Source organism: Microvirga sp. KLBC 81 (genome assembly GCF_003075415.1).
Classification (GTDB): Bacteria; Pseudomonadota; Alphaproteobacteria; order Rhizobiales; family Beijerinckiaceae; genus Microvirga.
Genome location: NZ_QDAH01000046.1, coordinates 12,342 through 33,003, shown reverse-complemented (window position 1 = coordinate 33,003; position 20,662 = coordinate 12,342). Strand labels below are relative to the sequence as shown.

The 20,662-nt window shown below is 59.9% G+C and carries 20 protein-coding genes; 10 read left to right on the top strand and 10 right to left on the bottom strand.

Annotated elements, in window-relative coordinates; genetic code table 11:
• Positions 1 to 230: 230 nt before the first annotated feature.
• A complete protein-coding gene (locus DC522_RS22580) occupies positions 231 to 689 on the top strand; it encodes an amidohydrolase family protein (RefSeq protein WP_116530878.1) in 459 nt (152 codons plus the stop codon).
• Between the two features lie 63 nt (positions 690 to 752).
• On the top strand, positions 753 to 1,751 hold the full coding sequence (locus DC522_RS22575; protein WP_116530877.1) for an asparaginase: 999 nt from the start codon (positions 753 to 755) through the stop codon (positions 1,749 to 1,751).
• A 74-nt stretch (positions 1,752 to 1,825) separates the two neighbouring features.
• On the opposite strand, the gene DC522_RS22570 is transcribed toward DC522_RS22575, so the two are convergent.
• From DC522_RS22570 to DC522_RS22550, 5 genes are all read right to left on the bottom strand, one after another.
• Positions 1,826 to 3,238 carry a dihydroorotase family protein gene (locus DC522_RS22570; RefSeq protein WP_116530876.1) on the bottom strand — a complete coding sequence of 471 codons (1,413 nt, stop codon included), beginning with the start codon at positions 3,236 to 3,238 and terminating at the stop codon, positions 1,826 to 1,828.
• A gap of 12 nt (positions 3,239 to 3,250) precedes the next feature.
• On the bottom strand, positions 3,251 to 4,618 hold the full coding sequence (locus DC522_RS22565; protein ID WP_116530875.1) for an FAD-binding protein: 1,368 nt from the start codon (positions 4,616 to 4,618) through the stop codon (positions 3,251 to 3,253).
• Complete coding sequence (locus tag DC522_RS22560; protein ID WP_116530874.1) at positions 4,615 to 6,030, bottom strand: MmgE/PrpD family protein; 1,416 nt, start codon at positions 6,028 to 6,030, stop codon at positions 4,615 to 4,617. Before DC522_RS22560 ends, DC522_RS22565 begins: the two co-directional genes overlap by 4 nt.
• Before the next feature lie 73 nt (positions 6,031 to 6,103).
• Positions 6,104 to 6,784: an isochorismatase family protein gene (locus tag DC522_RS22555; RefSeq protein WP_116530873.1), complete on the bottom strand. Its 681-nt coding sequence runs from the start codon at positions 6,782 to 6,784 to the stop codon at positions 6,104 to 6,106.
• Between the two features lie 10 nt (positions 6,785 to 6,794).
• Entirely contained in the window at positions 6,795 to 7,664 is an 870-nt protein-coding gene (locus tag DC522_RS22550; RefSeq protein WP_116530872.1) for an oxaloacetate decarboxylase, read from the bottom strand.
• Positions 7,665 to 7,991: 327 nt separating this feature from the next.
• Here DC522_RS22550 and DC522_RS22545 point away from each other — a divergent pair, with 327 nt between their 5' ends.
• Positions 7,992 to 8,222 (top strand): hypothetical protein, encoded by a 231-nt coding sequence (locus tag DC522_RS22545; RefSeq protein ID WP_116530871.1) that lies wholly within the window; start codon positions 7,992 to 7,994, stop codon positions 8,220 to 8,222.
• Positions 8,223 to 8,390: 168 nt separating this feature from the next.
• Positions 8,391 to 9,290: a polysaccharide deacetylase family protein gene (locus DC522_RS22540; RefSeq protein WP_116530870.1), complete on the top strand. Its 900-nt coding sequence runs from the start codon at positions 8,391 to 8,393 to the stop codon at positions 9,288 to 9,290.
• Positions 9,291 to 9,349: 59 nt separating this feature from the next.
• On the opposite strand, the gene DC522_RS22535 is transcribed toward DC522_RS22540, so the two are convergent.
• The 5 genes from DC522_RS22535 to DC522_RS22515 form a co-directional block, all read right to left on the bottom strand.
• On the bottom strand, positions 9,350 to 10,060 hold the full coding sequence (locus DC522_RS22535; protein ID WP_116530869.1) for an ABC transporter ATP-binding protein: 711 nt from the start codon (positions 10,058 to 10,060) through the stop codon (positions 9,350 to 9,352).
• Positions 10,047 to 10,820, bottom strand: a complete 774-nt coding sequence (locus tag DC522_RS22530) for an ABC transporter ATP-binding protein (RefSeq protein ID WP_116530868.1) — start codon at positions 10,818 to 10,820, stop codon at positions 10,047 to 10,049. The genes DC522_RS22535 and DC522_RS22530 overlap by 14 nt, the downstream gene beginning before the upstream one ends.
• Positions 10,817 to 11,821 (bottom strand): branched-chain amino acid ABC transporter permease, encoded by a 1,005-nt coding sequence (locus tag DC522_RS22525; RefSeq protein WP_116530867.1) that lies wholly within the window; start codon positions 11,819 to 11,821, stop codon positions 10,817 to 10,819. The genes DC522_RS22530 and DC522_RS22525 overlap by 4 nt, the downstream gene beginning before the upstream one ends.
• Positions 11,822 to 11,853: 32 nt before the next feature.
• Entirely contained in the window at positions 11,854 to 12,723 is an 870-nt protein-coding gene (locus DC522_RS22520) for a branched-chain amino acid ABC transporter permease (RefSeq protein WP_245444426.1), read from the bottom strand.
• 82 nt (positions 12,724 to 12,805) lie between these two features.
• Positions 12,806 to 13,987 (bottom strand): ABC transporter substrate-binding protein, encoded by a 1,182-nt coding sequence (locus DC522_RS22515; protein WP_116530865.1) that lies wholly within the window; start codon positions 13,985 to 13,987, stop codon positions 12,806 to 12,808.
• 169 nt (positions 13,988 to 14,156) lie between these two features.
• On the opposite strand from DC522_RS22515, the gene DC522_RS22510 reads away from it, so the two are divergent.
• From DC522_RS22510 to DC522_RS22485, 6 genes are all read left to right on the top strand, one after another.
• The gene (locus tag DC522_RS22510) at positions 14,157 to 15,527 is read left to right on the top strand and encodes a nitroreductase family protein (RefSeq protein WP_116530864.1); all 1,371 of its coding nucleotides are present in this window, start codon (positions 14,157 to 14,159) and stop codon (positions 15,525 to 15,527) included.
• Between the two features lie 116 nt (positions 15,528 to 15,643).
• Positions 15,644 to 16,456 (top strand): polysaccharide deacetylase family protein, encoded by an 813-nt coding sequence (locus DC522_RS22505; protein WP_165820261.1) that lies wholly within the window; start codon positions 15,644 to 15,646, stop codon positions 16,454 to 16,456.
• Positions 16,453 to 17,412 (top strand): polysaccharide deacetylase family protein, encoded by a 960-nt coding sequence (locus DC522_RS22500; RefSeq protein ID WP_116530862.1) that lies wholly within the window; start codon positions 16,453 to 16,455, stop codon positions 17,410 to 17,412. The genes DC522_RS22505 and DC522_RS22500 overlap by 4 nt, the downstream gene beginning before the upstream one ends.
• A 191-nt stretch (positions 17,413 to 17,603) precedes the next feature.
• Positions 17,604 to 18,767 (top strand): acyclic terpene utilization AtuA family protein, encoded by a 1,164-nt coding sequence (locus DC522_RS22495; RefSeq protein ID WP_205769721.1) that lies wholly within the window; start codon positions 17,604 to 17,606, stop codon positions 18,765 to 18,767.
• On the top strand, positions 18,767 to 19,090 hold the full coding sequence (locus DC522_RS22490) for a DUF4387 domain-containing protein (protein ID WP_116530861.1): 324 nt from the start codon (positions 18,767 to 18,769) through the stop codon (positions 19,088 to 19,090). Before DC522_RS22495 ends, DC522_RS22490 begins: the two co-directional genes overlap by 1 nt.
• A 146-nt stretch (positions 19,091 to 19,236) precedes the next feature.
• The gene (locus tag DC522_RS22485) at positions 19,237 to 20,550 is read left to right on the top strand and encodes an amidase (protein ID WP_116530860.1); all 1,314 of its coding nucleotides are present in this window, start codon (positions 19,237 to 19,239) and stop codon (positions 20,548 to 20,550) included.
• The last annotated feature ends 112 nt before the right edge of the window (positions 20,551 to 20,662 follow it).

Sequence of the window (20,662 nt, the reverse complement as noted above, 5' to 3'; positions counted from 1 at the left end):
TTGCCGTACTCGCGTGCCTGACTGTCTGTTACCAGATTTGAACACTGAGCCGCTGCATATTGTCAACAGTAGACTTAGAACGTATCCTGAGGCCCGGCTGTGCTTGCATATGGCTGGACCCCGCCGACAGATCATAGTGCAGCCGTCGTAGTCCTATCGGGGTGGGCGCTCCTGCAGCCCTCTCCGGCATGCGGCTGGCTTAGCCTTAGTACGCCATTCGATGGAGTCTGATGTTGATCGACCTCGTAATCCGCTCAGACAAGGTGGTGACCTCCCATGGTGTCGGGGCCTATGACATTGCCATCTCCGGCGGCAAGATTGCCGCAGTCGCTGAAGCCGGCACATTCGAAGCCGCCCCTGACTTCCGTTTGATCGACGCCACGGGCAGGATCGTGATCCCGGGCGGGATCGATCCCCATGTCCATTGCGCTTGGCATGTTCCGAACCTGGACGGCACAGCGGGCCTCTCGGATCCCCCTCCTATCGTGAGCAAGGCCGCTATCCACGGCGGCACCACGACAATCATCGATTTCGCCCGCTGGACACACGGCACCACGATCCGTGACACCATCGAGACGCGCGACAAGACCTGGGTCGGGCAGTGCGTCAGCGGAGCGCCGGACCCGGATCATACTGATCGGCCACGAACTTCCGGAACGGTGGCCTCGCCTTCTGTTGGACGCGCTTGAAGCAGAGGTCGCCAGCATGACAGGACCGACAGAACCCACAATGCTCGCCTAGGAGGACAAATCATGAGCAAGCCCAAGATTGCCGTCATTGGCACAGGGGGAACCATTTCGTCCATTAGCACCCACTCCCTTGAGGTGCTCGACTATCCCGAAACCGGCCGCAAGATGGAGCCGGCGGAGGCAATCGAGCGGGTGCCCGAAGCCGCGCAATTCGCAGAGCTGCTTCCCCTGCCTTTCCGCGCCGTTGGGAGCACCAAGATCGCGCCGGCAGACTGGATGGAACTGGCCCAGCTGATCACGAGGACGGCCCGCGAGCAGGCCGACATCAGCGGTTTCGTCGTTCTGCACGGCACGGCCACACTGGAGGAAACCGCCTATTTCCTGAGCCTTGTGCTCAAGACTGACAAGCCCGTGGTTCTCGTCGGCGCTCAGCGCCCAGCCAGCGCCCTCAGTTCTGACGTAGGCATGAACCTCGTGTCGGCGGTGCGAACGGCGATCGACCCGCAGGCCCTGGGCAAGGGCGTGCTGATCGTGCTCAATGACGAGATCCACAGCGCACGCGACGCTTCGAAAACGTCCACTTACCGGCTGCAGACCTTCAAGAGCCGAGACTTCGGCCTACTCGGTCACGTCGACGGCGATGGAGTATATTTCTACCGCGCACCGCTGCGGCGACACACGTTGGAATCCGCTTTCGACATTGCCAGGATCACCGAATTCCCGCGCGTGGATATCGTCTATTCCTACGCCGGCTCCGATGGCTGCGCGGTGGATGCTTTCGTCGCTGCGGGCACGCGCGGCCTCGTCTCCGCTGGCCTGCCGCCGGGACTGACAACGCCGATTGAGCGCGAGTCGTTCGAAAAGGCCGCGCACGCGGGCGTCCTGATCGTGCAGTCGAGCCGTGCCGGAACCGGCCGCGTCGCCCGGCGCTCCTATCTGAAAGACAAGGCCATGATCGGAGCGGACAACCTAACCCCGCAGAAAGCGCGAATCCTCCTGGCGCTTGCGCTCACGCAGACGAGCAATCCCGACGAGGTGCAGGCCCTTTTCGACACGCATTAAAGCAGCAAGGGTGGCGGACGGGACAGGTCCGCCACCCCTGCACGCTGCTCACCGGGATAACCTTCCCGCCGAGTCTACCTGGCCGCGCTCCTTGGCAGATCGAGACGCCTGCGCACGTAACGGCCCGTCCCGCTCGCTCCATCGACCAATGCGCCCTCTCGCAGGACGGGACGTCCGCGGACGAAGGTATCGTTGATCCGCCCCCGGAAGGTCTCGCCTTCATAGATGGAATAACCGGCGCTCGACACGATGTCCGAACGTTCAAGCGTCCACGTCGCGTCGAGGTCGACCAGCGTGAGGTCAGCATCGAGGCCGGGAACGATGGCTCCCTTGGCGTGTCCCATCCCCATGATACGCGCAGGGTTCGTGGCCGCGACCTCGGCGATGCGCTCAAGCGAAAGCCCGCGGCGGTGATGTCCTTCGCTCAGCAGGACCGGCAGAAGCGTCTCAAGGCCGGGGCAGCCCGGCGACGCCACCCAGACGCCGCCCTCCTTCGAGGAGATGTCACGATGGACATGATCGGTTCCGACAGTATCGACTTCTCCGTCAATCAGTGCCCGCCACAATCTCTCCCGGTCGGACGCCTCGCGGAGCGGCGGATTGATCTTACCAATATCTCCGCCTGCCCAACCGATATCGTGGGTCAGATAATGGGGGCAGGTTTCGACGAAAACCTGCGCACCGGCCCGGCGGTGACGCAAGGCGGCTTCGAGTGCTTCCGCCGAGGAGGTATGCACCACATAGAGTGGCGCGCCCGTCTGGGAGGCGATGTAGGCGGAGCGCTGGACGGCATCCGCCTCGACAAAAGGCGGACGGGTGGCGTTCCAGGTGGCAAGGCCGTTGCGGCCGTCCGGATCCTGCTTCTTCACCCGATCCCGTAGCACCCAGGCGATCTCGATCGTCTCCGGGTGAGGGCAAACTATGCCGCCATGCGCGGCGGCTGCCTCACAGAGCCGGAAGAGAAACCCGTCGTCAATATCCGGCAAGCCAAGGCGCGCGCCCTCCCCACCCCGGTTGTTCATGAAGATCTTGAAGCTCGGCGCCCCGTATTCGCCGACATAGCGCGGCACGCCAGCCAATTGCTCCTCGGTCGAGATGATGAAGTGATAGCCGAAATCGATCCGTGCGCCCTGTTCCGTGACAGCAACCACCTCGTCGAAGATTGCCTCGAAAGGTTCGGTCGCCATCAGATACGGGATAAAGCAGGTCACGCCACCCTTGGCGGCAGCCGCCGTTTCGCGATCCGCGTCGCCGAGCTCGCGCGGCCGCGAAATGTCCTTGCCGTGGCCAAGATGGAGATGCACGTCGATTGCACCGGGCATGACCACAAGTCCCCGTGCAGAGATGGTCTCGCGCGCGGGAGCGCTCTCGCCAGGCGAGAGTATTGCCGCGATGCGGCCGTCACGGATGGCGATGTCGCAGGCGGTCCGGCCCCGGCCAGGCAAAATCGCCTCGCCGTTGCGGATGGTCAGATCATATTCCATCATGGTGTCTCCCTGTCACCGACCTTCGCGGATCTCGTTCGCGGCAGCGAGCCCTGCCAAGCGCCCAAGCGCCAGAGCGGAGAGGAGACCATTGCCAGATGCGTATCCGAGCGCTCCTTCCCGTCCGCTGATCCCAGCCGCCGCGCCACCGCCGGCGAACAGATTGCCAATCGCCGATCCGTCCGGCCTGAGCACTCGCCCATCGGCATCGATCCGTAGGCCTCCCTGCGTGTGAAACAATCCCGGCACAACACGGCAGGCATAGAGCGGCGCGCGCAAGGGACCGGTGCCGAAATCCTTACGGCCGAACCGATCCGCCGTCGCGCCCGACGCCGCGGTGTTGTAGGCTTCCAGTTCCGATGCCAATGCGCTTGGATCAAGGCCGTAAGCCTGTGCGATCTCCTCGGGCGTATCGGCTTTCTTCAGTCCGCCATACTTCGCAAGCTCGAGAAATTCCTCTTCGCCCGCTGCGATGTCGAAGATCTTCTGGTCGAATATCGCGTAGGCGTATTCGCCCTGCTCGAGCACGACGCGGGCAAAGCCGGAATAGCCGAGGCTCTCGTCCCCGAAGCGGCGGGCATCCGCGCCGACAAGGAAGCCGCCCTTCTCGATTGTCGTCCAGGACAGGAGGCTACCATGAGGGTGAGCAACCGCCGCATAGCCCTGGTAGGCAGCCATGTTCGCCAAGTCGGCTCCGAGCTTCTCGCCCCAGATCACCGCCTCGCCTGTCGAACCAAGTGCGCCGAAATACTGCGCGCCCGCGATTTCCGGGCAGAAGCGCTTCACGAGATCCGCATTCGCGGCAAAACCGTTCAGGGCGAGAATTGTCTTCTTCGCACGGATCTCGCTCACCCCGTCGCCAGTGTCGATGACCGCGCCCTTGACGACGCCGTCCTCGACAATGAGCTCGCGGGCGCTGTTCCCGACCGCAATCGGTACGCCACGCCGCTCGACCGCCGAGACGAGATCGTCGACGAGGTCTTGGCCGCGACGGGAGACGGGCGCATGCAGGCGCGGCACGGAATGGCCGATATGTTTGTAGGCCGTCACCAACGCAATCCGCGCGCCCGCGGTATCGACGAGCCATTCAACGGTCTCGGCCGAAACGGAGGCGAGCCGCCTTACCAGATCAAGGTCATCAGTTTCTTTCGCGATGGCCATCAGATCGCGAACGTAGGTTTCAGGATCATCGACAATGCCGGCTTCCCGCTGGAAGCGACTGTTCGCCGCCGGCACAGAGCCGGTGGACAGGGAGGAGTTCCCTCCCGGCCGATCGAGCTTCTCGATGATGGCTGCCGAGGCCCCGGCGTCGTGAGCAGCGATCGCGGCTGCAAGACCACACGCGCCGGCGCCGATGATCAGGACATCGACATCCTCGTTCATGAAGCATCTCCTTGAAGCATCTCTGCCACCAAGGCACGCCACGGACGGCGCAGCGCATCGGGCTCGCAGGCGACGATCGCCGCGAGCGTTTCGGCCATTCTGGGAAACGTATCGCCAGTCGTCTCGGACAGCTTTTCGAACAGCGTCGCCTGATCGAAGGGTTGATCGGCTCCGCCTCGCGCGCTATCGCAGGCTGCCGCCCAGGTCTCGCCGTCGGAGAAACGCCAAGAGATTCTCGCCGGACGATCCTTGGGCCAAGCCCCGATCTCGGGATGAGGCACAAGCCTGACACGCCGGCGCAAGGCGGCAATTTCGGGATCCGAGAGGGTTGCGTCAGAGAACGCTTTCTGTCCTCCGGTTCCAAGAACTGCCGATGCTGCGACCGCGTGCGGCATCGAGAACTTCGCAGCGAGCGTCGTCCGTGGCTCGACGGTCGCGAGGGTCAAGCCGTGCGGATGAGTTTCGACGACAATCTCAAGAATGTCCGCGCTCCTGCGCCCGGATGCAGCGAGTCGGGCATGAAGGTCGAGCGTCGCCTCAATCGCGGAATGGGCGTATTGGCAGCAGGCGAAGATCTTATGGTAGCCGCCCGCAACCGCCCAATGCTCGCCGAGCCTTTCCGTCAAGGCATCAGGCGCCCAGCCTGTGCCGAAGGCGCCGACAAAGACGTCGTAAGGGGTCTCCGCCATCCCTCCGATGCCTGCCTCAGCCCAATCGACAGAGCGCAAGCCGATCCAGCTTCCGGCTGACGTCCATGCATTGCGCACGAGCGCGCCTTCGATTGCATGATTGTAGGGCCCGGCGAAGGACATGCTCGCGGCGCCGCTTACGGCCGCAAGCAGGGTTTCAGCATCGGTCTTGCGGATCAAAGCCCCGCCTGCGGCGGCACCAATCGCGGCGAAGGCTGCGTGCGGGTGAACGGTGAGCGTGGCGAAAGGAAAGGCCCGCGCGATGCGGGTCGTGACCTCATAGGCAACGGCAAGGGAAGCCAGAACGCTCTCCACCGGTGCGCTGCAGGCTTCGGCTTCTGCCAGGATCGCGGGCAGCGCGTAAGCGCCGGCATGGCAGGGCACGCCTCGGAATCCCTCATCCAACTCGCACCACGTCGCGGCCATCCCGTTTGCCGCGGCCGCCGAATAGCGGTCGAGCCGCGGAGCGTCCTTCGCATACACCGTCGCCTCCGGGACTCTCGACGTCCGGGCCAATACGGTCCGGGCGGCGGCGACCTGTGGCTCGGCCGCTCCGGCGACCATGGCGCCGAGATCGTCCGCGAGGATAAGCGCCGCGCGGCGGCGGACTGGCTCCGGCACGGGCGTCCTGACGGCCTCGGCAGCCCATGCGACCAGAGTGGAAAAGGCAACAGCCGAGCGCTCCCGTTCGGGTTGATCGACTTGATCGATATGGGCCTTCATCACAACCATCCTCAACGATCAGATCTTCTGGCCGCCCCCTACGCTCCGCCGAAATACCGCACGTGTCGAACTGTCATTCGATGGCGCGCAGGGTTGCAAGGGCCTCCTCCGTCGGCATCACGTCCGCATATTTCGACGCTATGTCGAAGAGATTGACGGCATGCGATGTCGCTGACCGGTCATAGACAGCATCCTCCGGGACCAAGACACGGAAATTGTACGCGAACGCATCGACAACGCTGCTGCGAACACAACCGCTCGTCGAACATCCGGTCACGATGAGGCTGTCGGAACCGAGATTGATGAGATAGCTCACGAGCGGTGTTCCGAAGAATGCGCTCGGATGCTTCTTCGGGAGGAGAATATCCTTATCCGAAGGCGCGATTTCGGCGACGAACTCGTATCCTTTGGAAGCAACATTCATGATCGCCGGCACCTTGTCGGACAGGCGGCCGTAATCGAAGGACTCTTTGGGTGCGACGTGCGGATAGAGGACGGGCCACTGGCGCTCGCGAAACACATCGAGCACGCGCCTGATGTTGCCGACGGCTTTCCATGCCACTTCGCCGCACGAGGTAGGGAACTCCTCTATCGCTTCCCAGAACGGCTTTGGAGTCGTGCCGACCGTGCGATACTGGACATCGATGATGAGCAACGCCGGGCGCTTGCCGATGCCCGTCGCACGCCCGAACCCGGCCGCGTTGTAGGCGCGCTGTTCTTCTTCCGAGATGATTCCGTCCCAGGGCTTGGTCATGACCGGCTCCTCAAGTGTCTGCGCGATAGCGCGCCTCATACGCATCCCATTGGTCCTTGGCGACTGCGCGCTGGCGCTCCTCAAAAGAGGCGAGAAGGTGCCCGACTGTGCCGAGCGAGCCTTCGTTCTTCAAGGCGCCGAGCACTTCATACGAGGCCTTGAGCGCTGCCTGCAGTGCTGCATTGGCATAGAGCACAATCGAGAAGCCCATCTCGGTCAGCCGCTCGCGCCCAGGATCCGGCGTCTTTCCGCCATAAACGATGTTGGCCACCTGCGGCATCGACAGCTCGCGGGGAATGCGAGCCAGTTCGTCGAGGCTTGTGGGTGCCTCGACAAAGGTGACATCCGCCCCGGCCGCGATATAGGCCCTGGCGCGGTCCATAGCCCGATCGAAGCCTTCGATGGCCCTGGCGTCGGTGCGGGCGATGATCTGAAGATCCTGGTTCCGCCGGCTGTCGACGGCAGCTTTGATTTTCTGAACCATGTCGCCGACCGGGATGACTTCCTTGCCGCTGAAATGTCCGCATTTCTTCGGGAAGACCTGATCCTCGATCTGAATGCCGGCCGCCCCTGCCCGCTCGAATGTCCGGACGGTACGCACCATGTTGACAGCGTTTCCGAAACCAGTATCGGCATCGACGATGAGCGGCAGGGACACAGCGTCCGCAATCGTTGCGACAACCTCTGCCACTTCTGTCATTGTGGTCAAACCGATGTCGGGAGCGCCAAGGTGCATGTTTGCGACGCCTGCACCTGTCACATAGACGGCCTCAAATCCGAGATCCTCAATAACCCGGGCGAACATTGCATTGGCAGCGCCAGGGACCGTGACGGCAGCACGCCGGTCCAGAATGCTTTTCAGCTTTTGTATCGAATGCATAAACCATCCCGCCTCTAGCAGAACGAATAGCGACTGCCGGCGACCGACGGCTGCCGACCTGAATTCACCTTATCGAGTTCATGTAAACTGTCAACAGTCTGTAGCACCTCGCCTGAGCCGCCGTTGGATGGTCTCCAGTGTCCGCCGTGAGCGCTCAGGAGACAGATCGGCTGAGTTGAAGACGGAAGAGGTCATGGTTCATCGTAGTCTCTGAGGAAGTGAAGATGAGACAGAGCCAGGGCCAGCCAAGAAGCTCGGCAAGACGGTCGTGAAGAGGCCTGCCGCGCCACGCACAAGCACTACTTCGCCGACGAGAAGACCCGGGTCGTGCTGGACCGCCTGCACGGTGAGGACAGCATCGCCGCACTCTGCTGGCGCGAGACTATCCACCTAATGTGTGCAACCGCTGACCCAAGAAGTTTCCTGGGAGCCGACAAGTGGCACCTGGCGGGTGACACCACTCGGGACGCCATCTCAGACGAGTTCAAGAGGCTGCGCCGGGAAGCCGTCCTGAAGGAAGGCGTGGCTGATCTGCCACCGGAGAACCGCCTGCCCTAAAAGCATGCGCGAGGATGGGGAGGACTGCGCACGAGGTTCCCGGCTTGCGAGAAGATCGAGATCATCCGCCTGATCGAGCAATTCCATCCTCACGTTTTGTGTCGACAGTTGACCATGCTATAGCTGCATGCCAACGTCCATCTGGGCTCTCATACTCGGAGGTTCGCCTTGCGTCTGCCCCACCACAATCGCTACCCGTTCTCTCCCATCCACAAGCGCCCGGTATACGAGTGGCCGAACGGCACACGGCTGGCAGTGACGTTCTGCAACAACATCGAGGTTTTCGCCTACCGCACTGGGCTCGGTTCCGATAGTGCCGCAGGAACTGCTCCGCAGAACCAGCGCAACTTCGCCTGGCGGGAATACGGCAATCGAGTTGGCTTGTGGTACTATCTGGATCTGCTCGACGATTATGGGGTGCCGGGCTCGCATAATGTGAACTCGCTCGCGCTTGAGCTGAGTCCGGACATTGTGGAACGGATCAATGCCCGTGCCAGTGACGAGTACATTGCCCACGGCCGGACCAATGCCGAGCGACAGGACGTGCTGTGGGAGGCAGACGAAGAGCGAATGATCGCCGAGTGCACGCAGTCCATCACGCGTATTACCGGACGAAAGCCGGAAGGCTGGATGGGCCCCTATCTGGCACAGTCGGACCGAACCCTCGATCTGTTGAAGGAGGCAGGCTATTCCTACCAGTTGGACTGGCCTGCCGATGACCAGCCTTTCTGGATGAAGACACGGTCGGGTCCGATCCTGTCCGTGCCGTACCCGCTCGAGATCAATGACTCCCCGGCCTTAGTATTTCGACAGCACAGCGGACGTGAATTCTCCGATATGGTGATCGATCAATTCGATGAGATGCTGGAACGCTCCAGGCGCCATCCATTGGTCTTCGGTGTCTCGGTTCATCCGTTCATCATTGGCCAACCATTCCGGATGCGCGCTTTTCGTTGGGCGATGGACCACATCCTGAAGCACCGCGATCAGATCTGGATCACAACCCCAGGCGAGATCGCCAAATTCGCAGCTCAGCTTCCACCCGACGTGCTTCCCCGGCCCGACTGAGGGCCCGCGAGCCGACTTTGCGGCTCTCCCGGTCCGTTCCGCAACGGCCAGGTGACCGGTCAAATTCCAAGATAAGCTTTCTGCACCCGGGGATCCTCGGCGATTTCTGCTGCTGGGCCCGTCATCGTCACACGACCGAGTTCCACGATCACTGCTTGATCGGCAATGGAGAGCGCCCAAGCGGCATTTTGCTCCGCAAGTATGATCGATAGTTGCTCAGCCTTTTGGATCTCCTGCAGGACATCTCCAATGCGCTCCACGATAACGGGCGCAAGGCCAAGAGATGGCTCGTCCAACAGGAAGACTGATGGACGCGACATCAAAGCCCGACCGATGGCAAGCATTTGCTGTTCGCCGCCGGAGAGGCTTCCAGCTCTTTGAGATGCTCGCTCCTTGAGCCGGGGAAAATAGCCAAAGACCCGCTGGAGATCTGCCTCGAACTCTTCACCCTTTCGACTGTAGGCGCCAACCTTGAGATTCTCCAAAACGGACATCCCAGAAAAGACGCGGCGTCCTTCCGGCGAATAGCCGATCCCGGCGCGCACGATCTCGAAAGCAGGCATTTGCTTTATGCTTTTTCCGCCAAGCAGGATGTCTCCAACGGGATACTTCGCCAGCCCCATAATCGCTTTCAATGTGCTACTCTTGCCAGCGCCATTTGAGCCCACGAGCGCAACGGTCTGCCCGTTCTCGAGGCGAAGAGACAAATCCTGGGTTCCTACGATATTTCCGTATCGGACGCCGACGTTGCGCAACTCAAGTTTTGACATGCCGGCGCCCCAAGTAAGCCTCGATAACACTCTGATTGCTGAGGACGTCCTGCGGCAACCCGTGAGCAAGCTCCTGACCATGGTGAAGCACGAGAATCCGATCACACAGACCGGCCATGAACCGCATGTTGTGGTCTATGACGACCACGGAGATGCCCTCCGCTCTGATCTTTCTGATCGTGTCGCGGACATTGTCAGCCTCCGCCGCGCTCAATCCCGCCACCGGCTCGTCCAGCATCAACAGCTTCGGCCATGCCATGAGCGAGATCGCCATCCCGAGCGTCTTCTGCGCACCATAGGGCAAATCTGCAGCACGTACATTCCGCACCCGATTGAGATCTAGCCACTCCAGAACTTCAGCCACACGTGAGTCCGAGGCCTGCCGCATCTCGCCAGCCTTTGCGGTCGAGAAGAACGAGTGAAAGAATCCTGGATATCGTGCGAGGTAACTCCCGCGGCGGCAGTTCTCCTCCACGGTGCAGTTACCGAAGACCGTTGTTGATTGGAAGGTACGGGCGAGGCCATACTGCACCAGCTTGTGCGGAGGCTGACCTGTCACATCGGCCCCCTGGAAGCGGACCTTGCCACTCGTAGGTTTCGTAACCCCGCTGACCAGGTTTACGGCGGTGCTCTTGCCGGCTCCGTTCGGCCCAATGATGCCGAAAATCTCTCCGGAAGAAACCGTGAAACTAAGATCGTTGACGGCCCTCAGCCCGCCGAAGAAGCGGGACAGCTTATGCACCTCAAGAAGCGGGCTCACTGCTCCCCCCTACTATCGTGTGGAATCATGCGCCTGGCGACCAGATCCTTCACGCCCACGACACCCGCCGGTAAAAATGCCATGACGAGGATCAGGATCACGCCAAACATAATGTGCTGGAGTTGGACGTAACCGCGTAGGAACTCCGGTACGAGCACAAGGAAGATGGCACCGAGCAAGGGCCCGACTAAGGTTTGCATGCCACCGATGACGTTCATGATCACGAGATTCAAAGACTCCAAGGGCCCGAAATTCGGCGGGCTGATATAGCGCGCGTAATGGGCAATCAATGCACCGGCGAAGCCAGCAAAGCCGCACGCTATGACGAAAATCATCACCTTAGTGCGGATAACCGGGACGCCGACGCACTCGGTGAGTTGCTCGGACTCGCGAATGGCATTCACAAAACGACCGGTTTCTGAGCTGAGGATGCGGCCGCAAATGGCGACGCAAGCGGTCGCGGCAAGAAGAGCAAGGGCATAGAAGTACTTGGGCTCGGCAAAAACCGGAGCGGGCGCGGGGATTCCCGACAGTCCATTGGCTCCGCCGGTGATGCTCTGCCAGTCGACAAAGACCATTCGCAGGATTTCCCCGAACAGAAAGGTGATTAGCACGAAGTATTTGCCCGTGAGCCTCAATATGACCGGACCGATCATAAGACCTAGGCCCGCCGCCGCGAGCGTGCCTGCGACGAGACCGCCCACAAACGGCAACCCCAGCTTCATCACCACGTTTGCGGACACGTAAGCTCCGACACCGATGAAGGCTGCATGGCACAATGAGACATGGCCAGTTCGGATGATGAGATGCAGGCTGCTCGCGCCGATTGCTGCAAAACACACCATGATCGCGATATGGTAGAAAAATCGCTCGTCGAACAAATAGGGCATGATTGCAAGAGCTGCGGCGACGGCTACCCCGCCCCCCACAAGGGCGGTAGTCGTAGAGCGCCTCAGGCGAACTTTCGAGATTACCGGGGCTGTTTCGGCGGTCGAATTCATGTCGGATCCTGCGAATGGTTAGGAGAACAATGCTATTCTGGCTTGCCCAGCAATCCCCACGGCCGAAAGATCAGAAGCAGAATGACGGCTCCGAAAGACGCGTATGACGCAACGGACCCGCCATAGAACGTACCCAGGAAGCTCTCTGTAAAGCCCAGTATCAGCCCTCCGAGCGCCGCACCCGGGATGCTGCCCATCCCGCCCAGAATGACCACGATGAATGCGACGAAGAGTGGGCGCTCTCCCATGAATGGCGACACGGCGTAGATTTGCCCGTAGAGTGCTCCTGCAAGCGCGGCGAGCAGGATCGCCACAAAAAAGGCAGCCCGGTAGATCTTCCGGGTATCGATCCCCTGTGTGCCTGCGATCTCCACGTCTTGTGCAGCCGCCCGCATAGCCAAGCCGATACGGGTATGAACCATGAGGAAATAGAAAGCCCCCAGCGCGAGCGCCGAGACACCGATAGTCACCAGCCGGTCGATCGGAAGAATCACGCCGGCAAACCTCAGAATCCCGTCGAATGCGGCAGGGATATTGCGTTCAAACGCATCCCAGGTCAGCAGGGCCGAGTAGATCATCACGATGCTCAGCCCGAGCAGACCGATCATGCTCTGAAACATCTTCTGGTAAAACCAGCGGAAAACGAGCCACTCCAGGAAGAGAGCTGGAATTGCTACGGCCAGCGGGGCAAGCAGAATGGCGGCCACCCATGGAAGACTGAACACCGCGTATAAATAATACATCGCAAAGCCACCCAGCATCGCGAATTCGCCGTGGGCGAAGTTTACAACGCGCATGATCCCGAAAAGCAGGGTGAACCCAAGGGCCACAAGGATGTAGACGGAGCTCAAACTCATCCCGTTTACGACAATCTGTCCCAGGATGGTCGGATTGGTCAGCATCGACAGCAAGGGCTCGTCTCCAAATGCAAGGACGCAGCTGGCACAGCGCTTTCTCGCGCTGTGCCGCCTCGACGGGCAATGATCAGTCGACGGAGAGAACGGCCCGGGTCACCGGCTTCCCGTTCTTCACCTCGACAACGTAGAACGGCAGAGCGAGCTGGTGATCGACTCCGTAGGTTGCCTTGCCGGTCCAGCGTACGGGACCGTAGACCCCGGCATCATATCCCGCCAACTTTTCAACCGCATCGCGAATCTTGGTGGTATCATCGACAGTGTCCGCGCGACGCATTGCTTCAAGGAGAATCTTGGTTGCGTTGTAAAACGCCGGCGTCTGGGAGTTGATAATACCCTTTCCATACTTGGCCGCGTATGCTTTCACGAAGGGCTGTGCCGACGGTGCATCGAAATCGAACATTTCGTAGGAGATGAACCCTTCAGAATGCTGGCCGGCCACCTCAATGATTTCTGGAACGGACGGCCCCCCCATTTGGTAGATTAGCTTGTCATATCCAATCTGGCGCGCCTGCTTGACCATCAGCCCAGCTTCTCCAGGGGCGTTGAAATTGATATCGAATCCGTCGATCCCAGCAGCCATGAGGCGCGTGATGAGAGGAGAAAACTCCTTCGAACCGCGCTCATAGTAATCCACCACGGTTTGAATGCCGTTGTCTTGGTAGAGCTTCACCAATGGCGGAGCGACGGACTGTCCGATCGCGTCGTTCGGCACGAGAATACCGACTTTGGTGACTTTCAGGTTCTCCTTTACCCATTTCATCATGCTGGGCGCATATTCCAGGTTCGTAAGAGTAAACCGGAAGTTATAGGAGGCCTTGTGCTCGTTATCGAGAATTTTCGGCGTATAGCCGTTTGACATCAGCAAAACTTTTTGAGGGGTTGTGACCTCCATGGCACTGAGCACAGGGTTGGAGCCTATCGGGCCGACGATATACTTAACCTTATCTTGGAATACGAGCCGCTCAGCTGCAGTTTTTCCCCCTTGGCCGGTGTATTGATCGTCATACATCAGGAGCTCAAGGTTATATTTCTTGCCTCCGACGCTCAATCCGCCAGCCTGATTCACCTCGTCGATTGCGAGCTCGGCGCCCCGTTTGATGGCGAGACCCCACGCAGTTCCCCCACCGGACAAGCTTCCGATCGCTCCGATCTTGAGCGTTTCAGCCGCGAGAGCAGTGCTGGCAACAGTCGCGACCGCGGCGGCGGCAGCTATTCCAGCTAAGGCGTTTCGCCTCGAGATCGTGATCATGTTAACCCTCTTCTGTTGTTTTCTAAGAGAATACTGCCAACCTTGGGCAGGCCTCTCGCGTCTTCGACAGAACTACAAGTCAAGATAGAAACTCAAAAAAAAGCTAGCGTCAACTGTCGACAGTAAGGCAGCTGAGGGGCTATACTCCGCCGGACAGCGAGAGTTCACGATGAACGCTATGATTGTGCCCATCGCCTCCCCCACTCCGCAGAGCGCCACCTCTGATGCCGAGGCGGTCCTGTCATGGATCGCAAAGCGCTATTCCTGCCGAGAGTTCGACGGCTCGACCATCGATCCGGAGATCGTCGATGCCATAATCGAGAGTGGCCTTCAGGCACCTTCATCCTGCAATCAGCAGAATTGGCATTTCGTGGCGGTCAGCGACTCCGCTTTGAAGAAGCGCGCAAGGGAGATTTCCGGCGGCAACCACCACTTCGAATTCTGCTCGGTTCTCATTTACCTCTGTTTCCAGAAGGGCTGGACTCACGACAAATTCTCCGTCGTACAGAGTGTTGCTGCCGCTTGTTATCAAATGATGATCAGCGCCCATTTGCGGGGCTACGCCAGCATCTGGAACGCTGGTATCGGCGACACGAAAGCTATAGCCAAGATGTTGGGAATACCGCCAACATTCGAAATCCAGGGCGCCCTTTGTATCGGGAGTCCCAAGCCAACCGCTCCCGCTGTTAAGGCTCCGCGCCGCCCGAGAGGCGAAGTTTGGTCCTGGAACAAATTTCAAAGACCGCACCACGCGATCTACCCGGCGAGACCAGCTCAGGAATATCCGTTCTTTCGGATCACCAACAGCAAGAATCCATTTGCTGAATGGCGACCTCGCGTCTGGGGCTGGGACCGCGTGGCCGATTTCCGCGGGTACTCAGTCTGGGCAAAGTCGCCAATCGCGGGAGTCTATCGATCCCGCCGGCAGGGAGACGCGACTTCTGTCGAGGTTGGGCTCTTGAGTGATGTCCCGCCCGGCGCGCGCGTGCTGGACGTCATGCCATGGGGCGGAACCCACACGACTGAACTGATCCGCAAGCTTGGTCCAGAGGTGGAAGTGGATGTCGCCGAATTGGCGCAGGCAAACCTGAGCTTCATTCAAGAGCGCCTGCGACAGGAGGGGATCTCCCGTCCGGTCGGCGAGGTGATCATAAAGGATGGTCACATCCCGCTGGCGCCGGGCAGCATCGACGTTGTCACCATGTTCCAGGTGCTTGAGCACGCACCCGAGCCTGAAAAGCTCCTGGATGAGGTCCACCGTATCCTCAAGCCAGGAGGGACAGCGCTGATTTCCGTCCGTAACCTTCTTTCTCTCTACGGCTGGAGCTACTTGCGCACCGAGTCCAAGGCATGCGTTCCCAATCAAGGCCCGTTTGTTCCGATTGCTGCCGGAAGGGTCCGCGCAATGGTCGCCAGTCGGTTCGGAATCGAGCGCGAGATCGGTATCTCGTTGCGGGCGGAGGCCGACGCGGCGGTTTATGAAGGGCGCCTCGCCCGTCGGATGTGCCGTCTCTTTGCCCTGCGTGTGGTAAAGCCATGAACATGGTCCGGAACCCGTCCCCTGCCCCAACGGGCGGCGATCGCGTGATCTACTCGCCAATCATCGCGCGCCCACATTTTGAGTGGCCTGGAAACGCTCGAATAGCACTTTGGGTAGTGCCCAACATCGAGCATTATGAATATCTTCCGGATAAAGGTGTCCGAGATCCGTGGCCTCGCACTCCGCATCCGGACGTGCTCGGTTATGGCCTGCGGGATTACGGAAATCGCATTGGGCTGTGGCGAATGTTCGACGTCATGGATCGATACGGGATCCGTTGTACGGCATCCCTCAGCCTGGCCGTGTTTGACCATTACCCTGAGATTCTTGAAGCGTGTGAGAAGCGGCGATGGGACGTGCTCGCCCATGGAATGTACAATACAAGATACCACTGGGATCTTGAGGAGGCTGCTGAGCGACGAGAGATCGAAGCCTGCGTTGCAGCCTATCGCCGGCACACCGGCAGACAACTGGCAGGCTGGTTCTCCCCGGCGGCAACGTTCACGATGAACACGCCTGACCTCGTCGCAGAGGCAGGCATCAAGTACTACTGCGACTGGTTTCACGATGATCAGCCGTTCCCGATCAAAGTGCGCTCGGGCAAGCTAATTACGATACCATACCAGATGGACATCAATGATGCGATGACATGGCGCCACCATATCGAGGCGGAGGATTTTGCTCGAATGGCCACGGACCACTTCGATTGCCTTTATCGCGAAGCAGAGGCTCGCCCGTTGGTCATGTGCATCGCACTTCACCCTTATCTGATGGGCCAGCCGCACAGGATCAAATACCTTGACCGCGCGCTCAACCATATTCTCTCGCATGAGAAGGTCTGGGTAGCGACAGGTGAGGAGATCGCCGATTGGTATATCGCCAATGCCCTTCCTTCCATCGAAGCTCATTTATCGGCGGACGTCCCATGACCGAACCCAAACCGGGAATGGATCATCAGCTCTATCCGTTCTCACCGATCATCAATCGCCCGCCGCTGATTTGGCCAGGCAATGCGCGCTTGGCCGCAACCGTATTTCTGTATCTGGAGCACTGGGACCTTCTGCCCGAACCGGGCACCATGCGTGATCCCCGGTTCCGCGATCATTACGGAGACTTTCGGCCAGACTATCGCACGTATACGTTACGGGAGTACGGCAACAGAATTGGTATCTTCCGGCTACTCGAAGCATTGGACAGGCTGCCGTTGAAAGTCACAGTGGCTGCCAATGTCTCTGCTCTTGATCGGTATCCGTACCTTGTTGAGCAGTTGCTGGGCCGAGGCTATGAATTCGCTGCGCACGGGCATGACGCGACGCGAATGCTGACAAGCCAGCTCAACGAGGATGAGGAGCGCTCGTTCATTCAAACGTCGATCGACGCTATTACCAGTGTCACTGGTACCAAGCCTGAAGGGTGGATTGGTCAGGACTACTCAGAGTCCACCCGCACCCCGGCGCTGCTTGCCGAAGCAGGCCTGACCTATCTGGCTGATTGGCCCAATGACGATCAGCCGTACCTGATGAACGCCGGTCCTGGTAGCGTCGGGCCCGAGATCGTGTCCATTCCAAACCAGGCAGAGTGGGATGACATCCAGTTGATGTGGCATCGCCGCGTCCTGTCACCACGGTTTCCGAAGATTATCGACGACGTCGTCGAAACCCTTTCCGACGATGCTGCAAAATCCGGATCGGGCAGGTTCTTCGGCCTCCATCTGCATCCTTGGTTATCCGGAATGCCGCATCGTGTCGCTTACGTAGTGGAGGCGATGGAAAGGATCGCACAGACCCGAGACGTTTGGTTCGCGAATGCCGCTGAGGTCGCGAAGCACGCCGAGCGACAATTGCAGGACGCACGAAAATCGAAGAATGGGAGATGCGCTCCTTGACTGAGTTTAGAATGATATCAACCAGCGGCCTTCTGGGCTACGGGTTTCCCGAGGCGTCCCTAAAGGCCGGTCTTCAGCGCGATCCGCACCTCATCGGTGTCGACGGTGGGAGCACGGATCCAGGGCCCTATTATCTCGGCTCTGGTAAGACACTGAACTCGCGCTTCGCAATGAAGCGAGACATTGCGCTCATGCTTCGCGGCGCGCTCGCTCACCGGATCCCCCTTGTCATCGGCAGTTGTGGTGGCGCGGGTGGGGCTCCTCACCTGGCGACGGTGGTGGAGATCGTGCGGGAACTCGCGCGGGAGGAAGGCCACCACTTTAAAATGGCGGTTATTCAGTCTGAACTACGGAAAGATACCGTGTTGCGCTTCTTCGAAGACGGCAACATGCGCCCGCTTCGAAACGCACCGAACATCACGGCCGAGTCCATATCCCGGGCGACGCGCATTGTTGGAATGATGGGGCCGGAACCTTACATGCGTGCGCTCGACAACGGCGCTCAGGTCATCTTGGGCGGTCGCACGAGCGACCCAGCGCCTTGGGCAGGAGCGGCTATCCGCGCGGGTCTTCCCCCTGCCCCATCCTGGTACGCGGGCAAAATGCTGGAATGCGGTGCCACTCCTTCGCTGCCGAAGGGTCACGACTGCCTTATCGTCACAGTGAGGGATGACTCCGTTGAGGCAGAGCCCCTAAACCCGATCCGCCGCTGCACACCGCTCTCAGTCGCGAACCACAGCCTCCATGAGAATTCGAGCCCCTGCGTGCATGTCGAACCAGGAGGTATTCTGGACACGACCGATTGCGTGTTTGAGGCTGTCAGCGATCGTGCCGTCAAGATCTCCGGCATGCGTTGGCGCTCAATGCCTTACACTGTGAAACTTGAGGGCACTGAACTGGTCGGCTTCCGCGCGATGACAATCTGCGGCACCCGTGATCCGATGCTGATCGGAAGATTTGACGAGTTTCTTGACTCGGTTCGAAAGGCAGTTGATGAGAAAGTCAGCGGCTTCGGTCTTACTCCGGACAGATACCGGCTGGTATTCCGCGTATACGGAAAGTCGGGCGTTATGGGCGAGATGGAGCCTGTGAAGTCCATCAATAGCCATGAATTGGGGATTCTCGTCGAGGCGCTCGCCGACACCCAGGAGATCGCCAACGCTGTGCTCGCATTCGCACGAGTCTCCTTGCTACACACGGACTTTCCGGGCCGACTTTGCCGAGAAGGCAATATGGCATTTCCCTTCTCGCCCTCGGACATTGAAATGGAGCCGCTCTATAGATTCAGCATCTTCCACACAGTCAGTCCGAAAGACCCGTGCGAACTGTTTCCAATCGAGTATGAGGTTATCTGATGGCTCGCATCGCCGACATTGCAACGGTCTGCAAAAGCAAGAATGCCGGGCCGTTCGAGCTCACCATCGACATCGTTTTTGGGTCGCGGGAACTATTCGAGAAAGTCGCTGCCACAGGCGTGTTGAATGCCAAGCTCTTTGCCAAGCTTTACGGCATTTCCGAAGGTGAGGTGCTGTTCACACCCTACCCTGCCGGCAATGCCTTCAAGGCGACGATACCCCGACGCATTCCATCAGGCGATGTTGGCGATACCGACATCTATGGTGCCCAACAGCATGCCCCATTATTGGACGTAGACATTCCGCTTCCTGGCAACACGTGAGACCTGACTGGAACGCCGAGCCAATCCAGCTAGCAAGCAGAACCTCAGCACAGCGCATATGCTCTGCATAGGCATGCCCACCAAGGAGCACCAGAGACCTCCCAGTCCATCAAATCCTTTTCACCTTCTGCACAATTGGACCAGTTATGCAACCCAATCGTCTGACGCTCACCGAGGCAAGAGCCGCTATTGCGGAAGGATCGCTCACAAGCGAGGACCTTGTTCGTGCGTGTCTTGCCCGCATAGCCGAGCGTGAACCGGCCGTCCGTGCGTTCGCATCCGTGAACGCCGAGGGAGCGCTGGCCGAGGCGCGGAATGCGGACAAGGCGCTGCTGCTGGGTGACGGACCGCTCGGGCCGCTGCATGGCATACCGATCGGCGTTAAGGACGTGATTGACACCGCGGATCTCCCGACGGAGCATAATTCTATTATCTATAAAGGATTCAGACCGGGACAGGACGCCGCCTGTGTTGCAATATTGAGGGCAGCGGGCGCCATTGTGCTCGGAAAGACAGAGACGATTGAGTTCGCGGCGCACGGGCGCAATGCTGTGACCCGCAATCCCCGTGACCTATCGCGGACACCCGGCGGGTCCTCCAGCGGTTCGGCGGCCGCCGTTGCGGACCAGATGATCCCATTGGCTCTCGGGACCCAGACAGGAGGCTCTCTCATTCGCCCGGCGTCGTTCTGCGGAATCTTTGGGATGAAGCCGACGTTCGGAACCGTGAGCACCGAGGGGGCTAAGCGTTTCTCTTCCAGCCTTGACACCATTGGTTGGTACGCACGCTCCTTGGAAGACCTCGCTCTGATCACCGAAGTATTCGAGGTTTCAGATGAATCCCTTCCACCGCCGCCACCACTCCATTCCGTCAAACTCGCGTGGTGCCGGACTCCATATTGGGGTCGCGCCACAGCCGGGATGCAGGCCGCCTTTGAGGCGGCCGTAGCGGCATTGCAATCCGCTGGCGCCGCTCTGACCGAACTCGATCTTGGGGAAGCCTTTGCGGATGTGAACGATCTCAAGGAGTGGATCATGCGTGCGGAGGGGCGCGTCGCATTTTTGAATCTCCAGCGCACCGTGCCACATCTGCTCTCACCCGGTATTCGCGCCCGTATGGAACGGACTCAGGACAGGTTGCTGCTCTCTGCACTAGACCGTGCCGCATTGCTGCGAATGGAGTTCGACAGGGCCGCAGCGCCGTTCGATGCGGTAATTACCCCGGCCGCGACGGGCATCGCTCCCGAGGGCCTGTCTTTCGCCGGAGATCCGATCTTCAATGGCATGTGGACGTTGCTGCATGTCCCTTGTATCACACTGCCGCTCCTGGAGGTGTCAGGGTTGCCCATGGGTCTTCAACTCGTCGGCCCACGCTACAATGACGGCAAAATACTCGCCGCGGCCGCTACTGTCTGGGGCATTCTCAGCTCCCCCGATTTCGATTCTCTAATCCGGCGCTGACGCGATGATCGGCATCCCGCGTCGCACAGATATCCTTGCAACTCCGGCGATCGCACCTGACTGGAGCCTTGCCGTTGCCGGGCTCTTAACAACTATCGTTAGCAACAAGAAC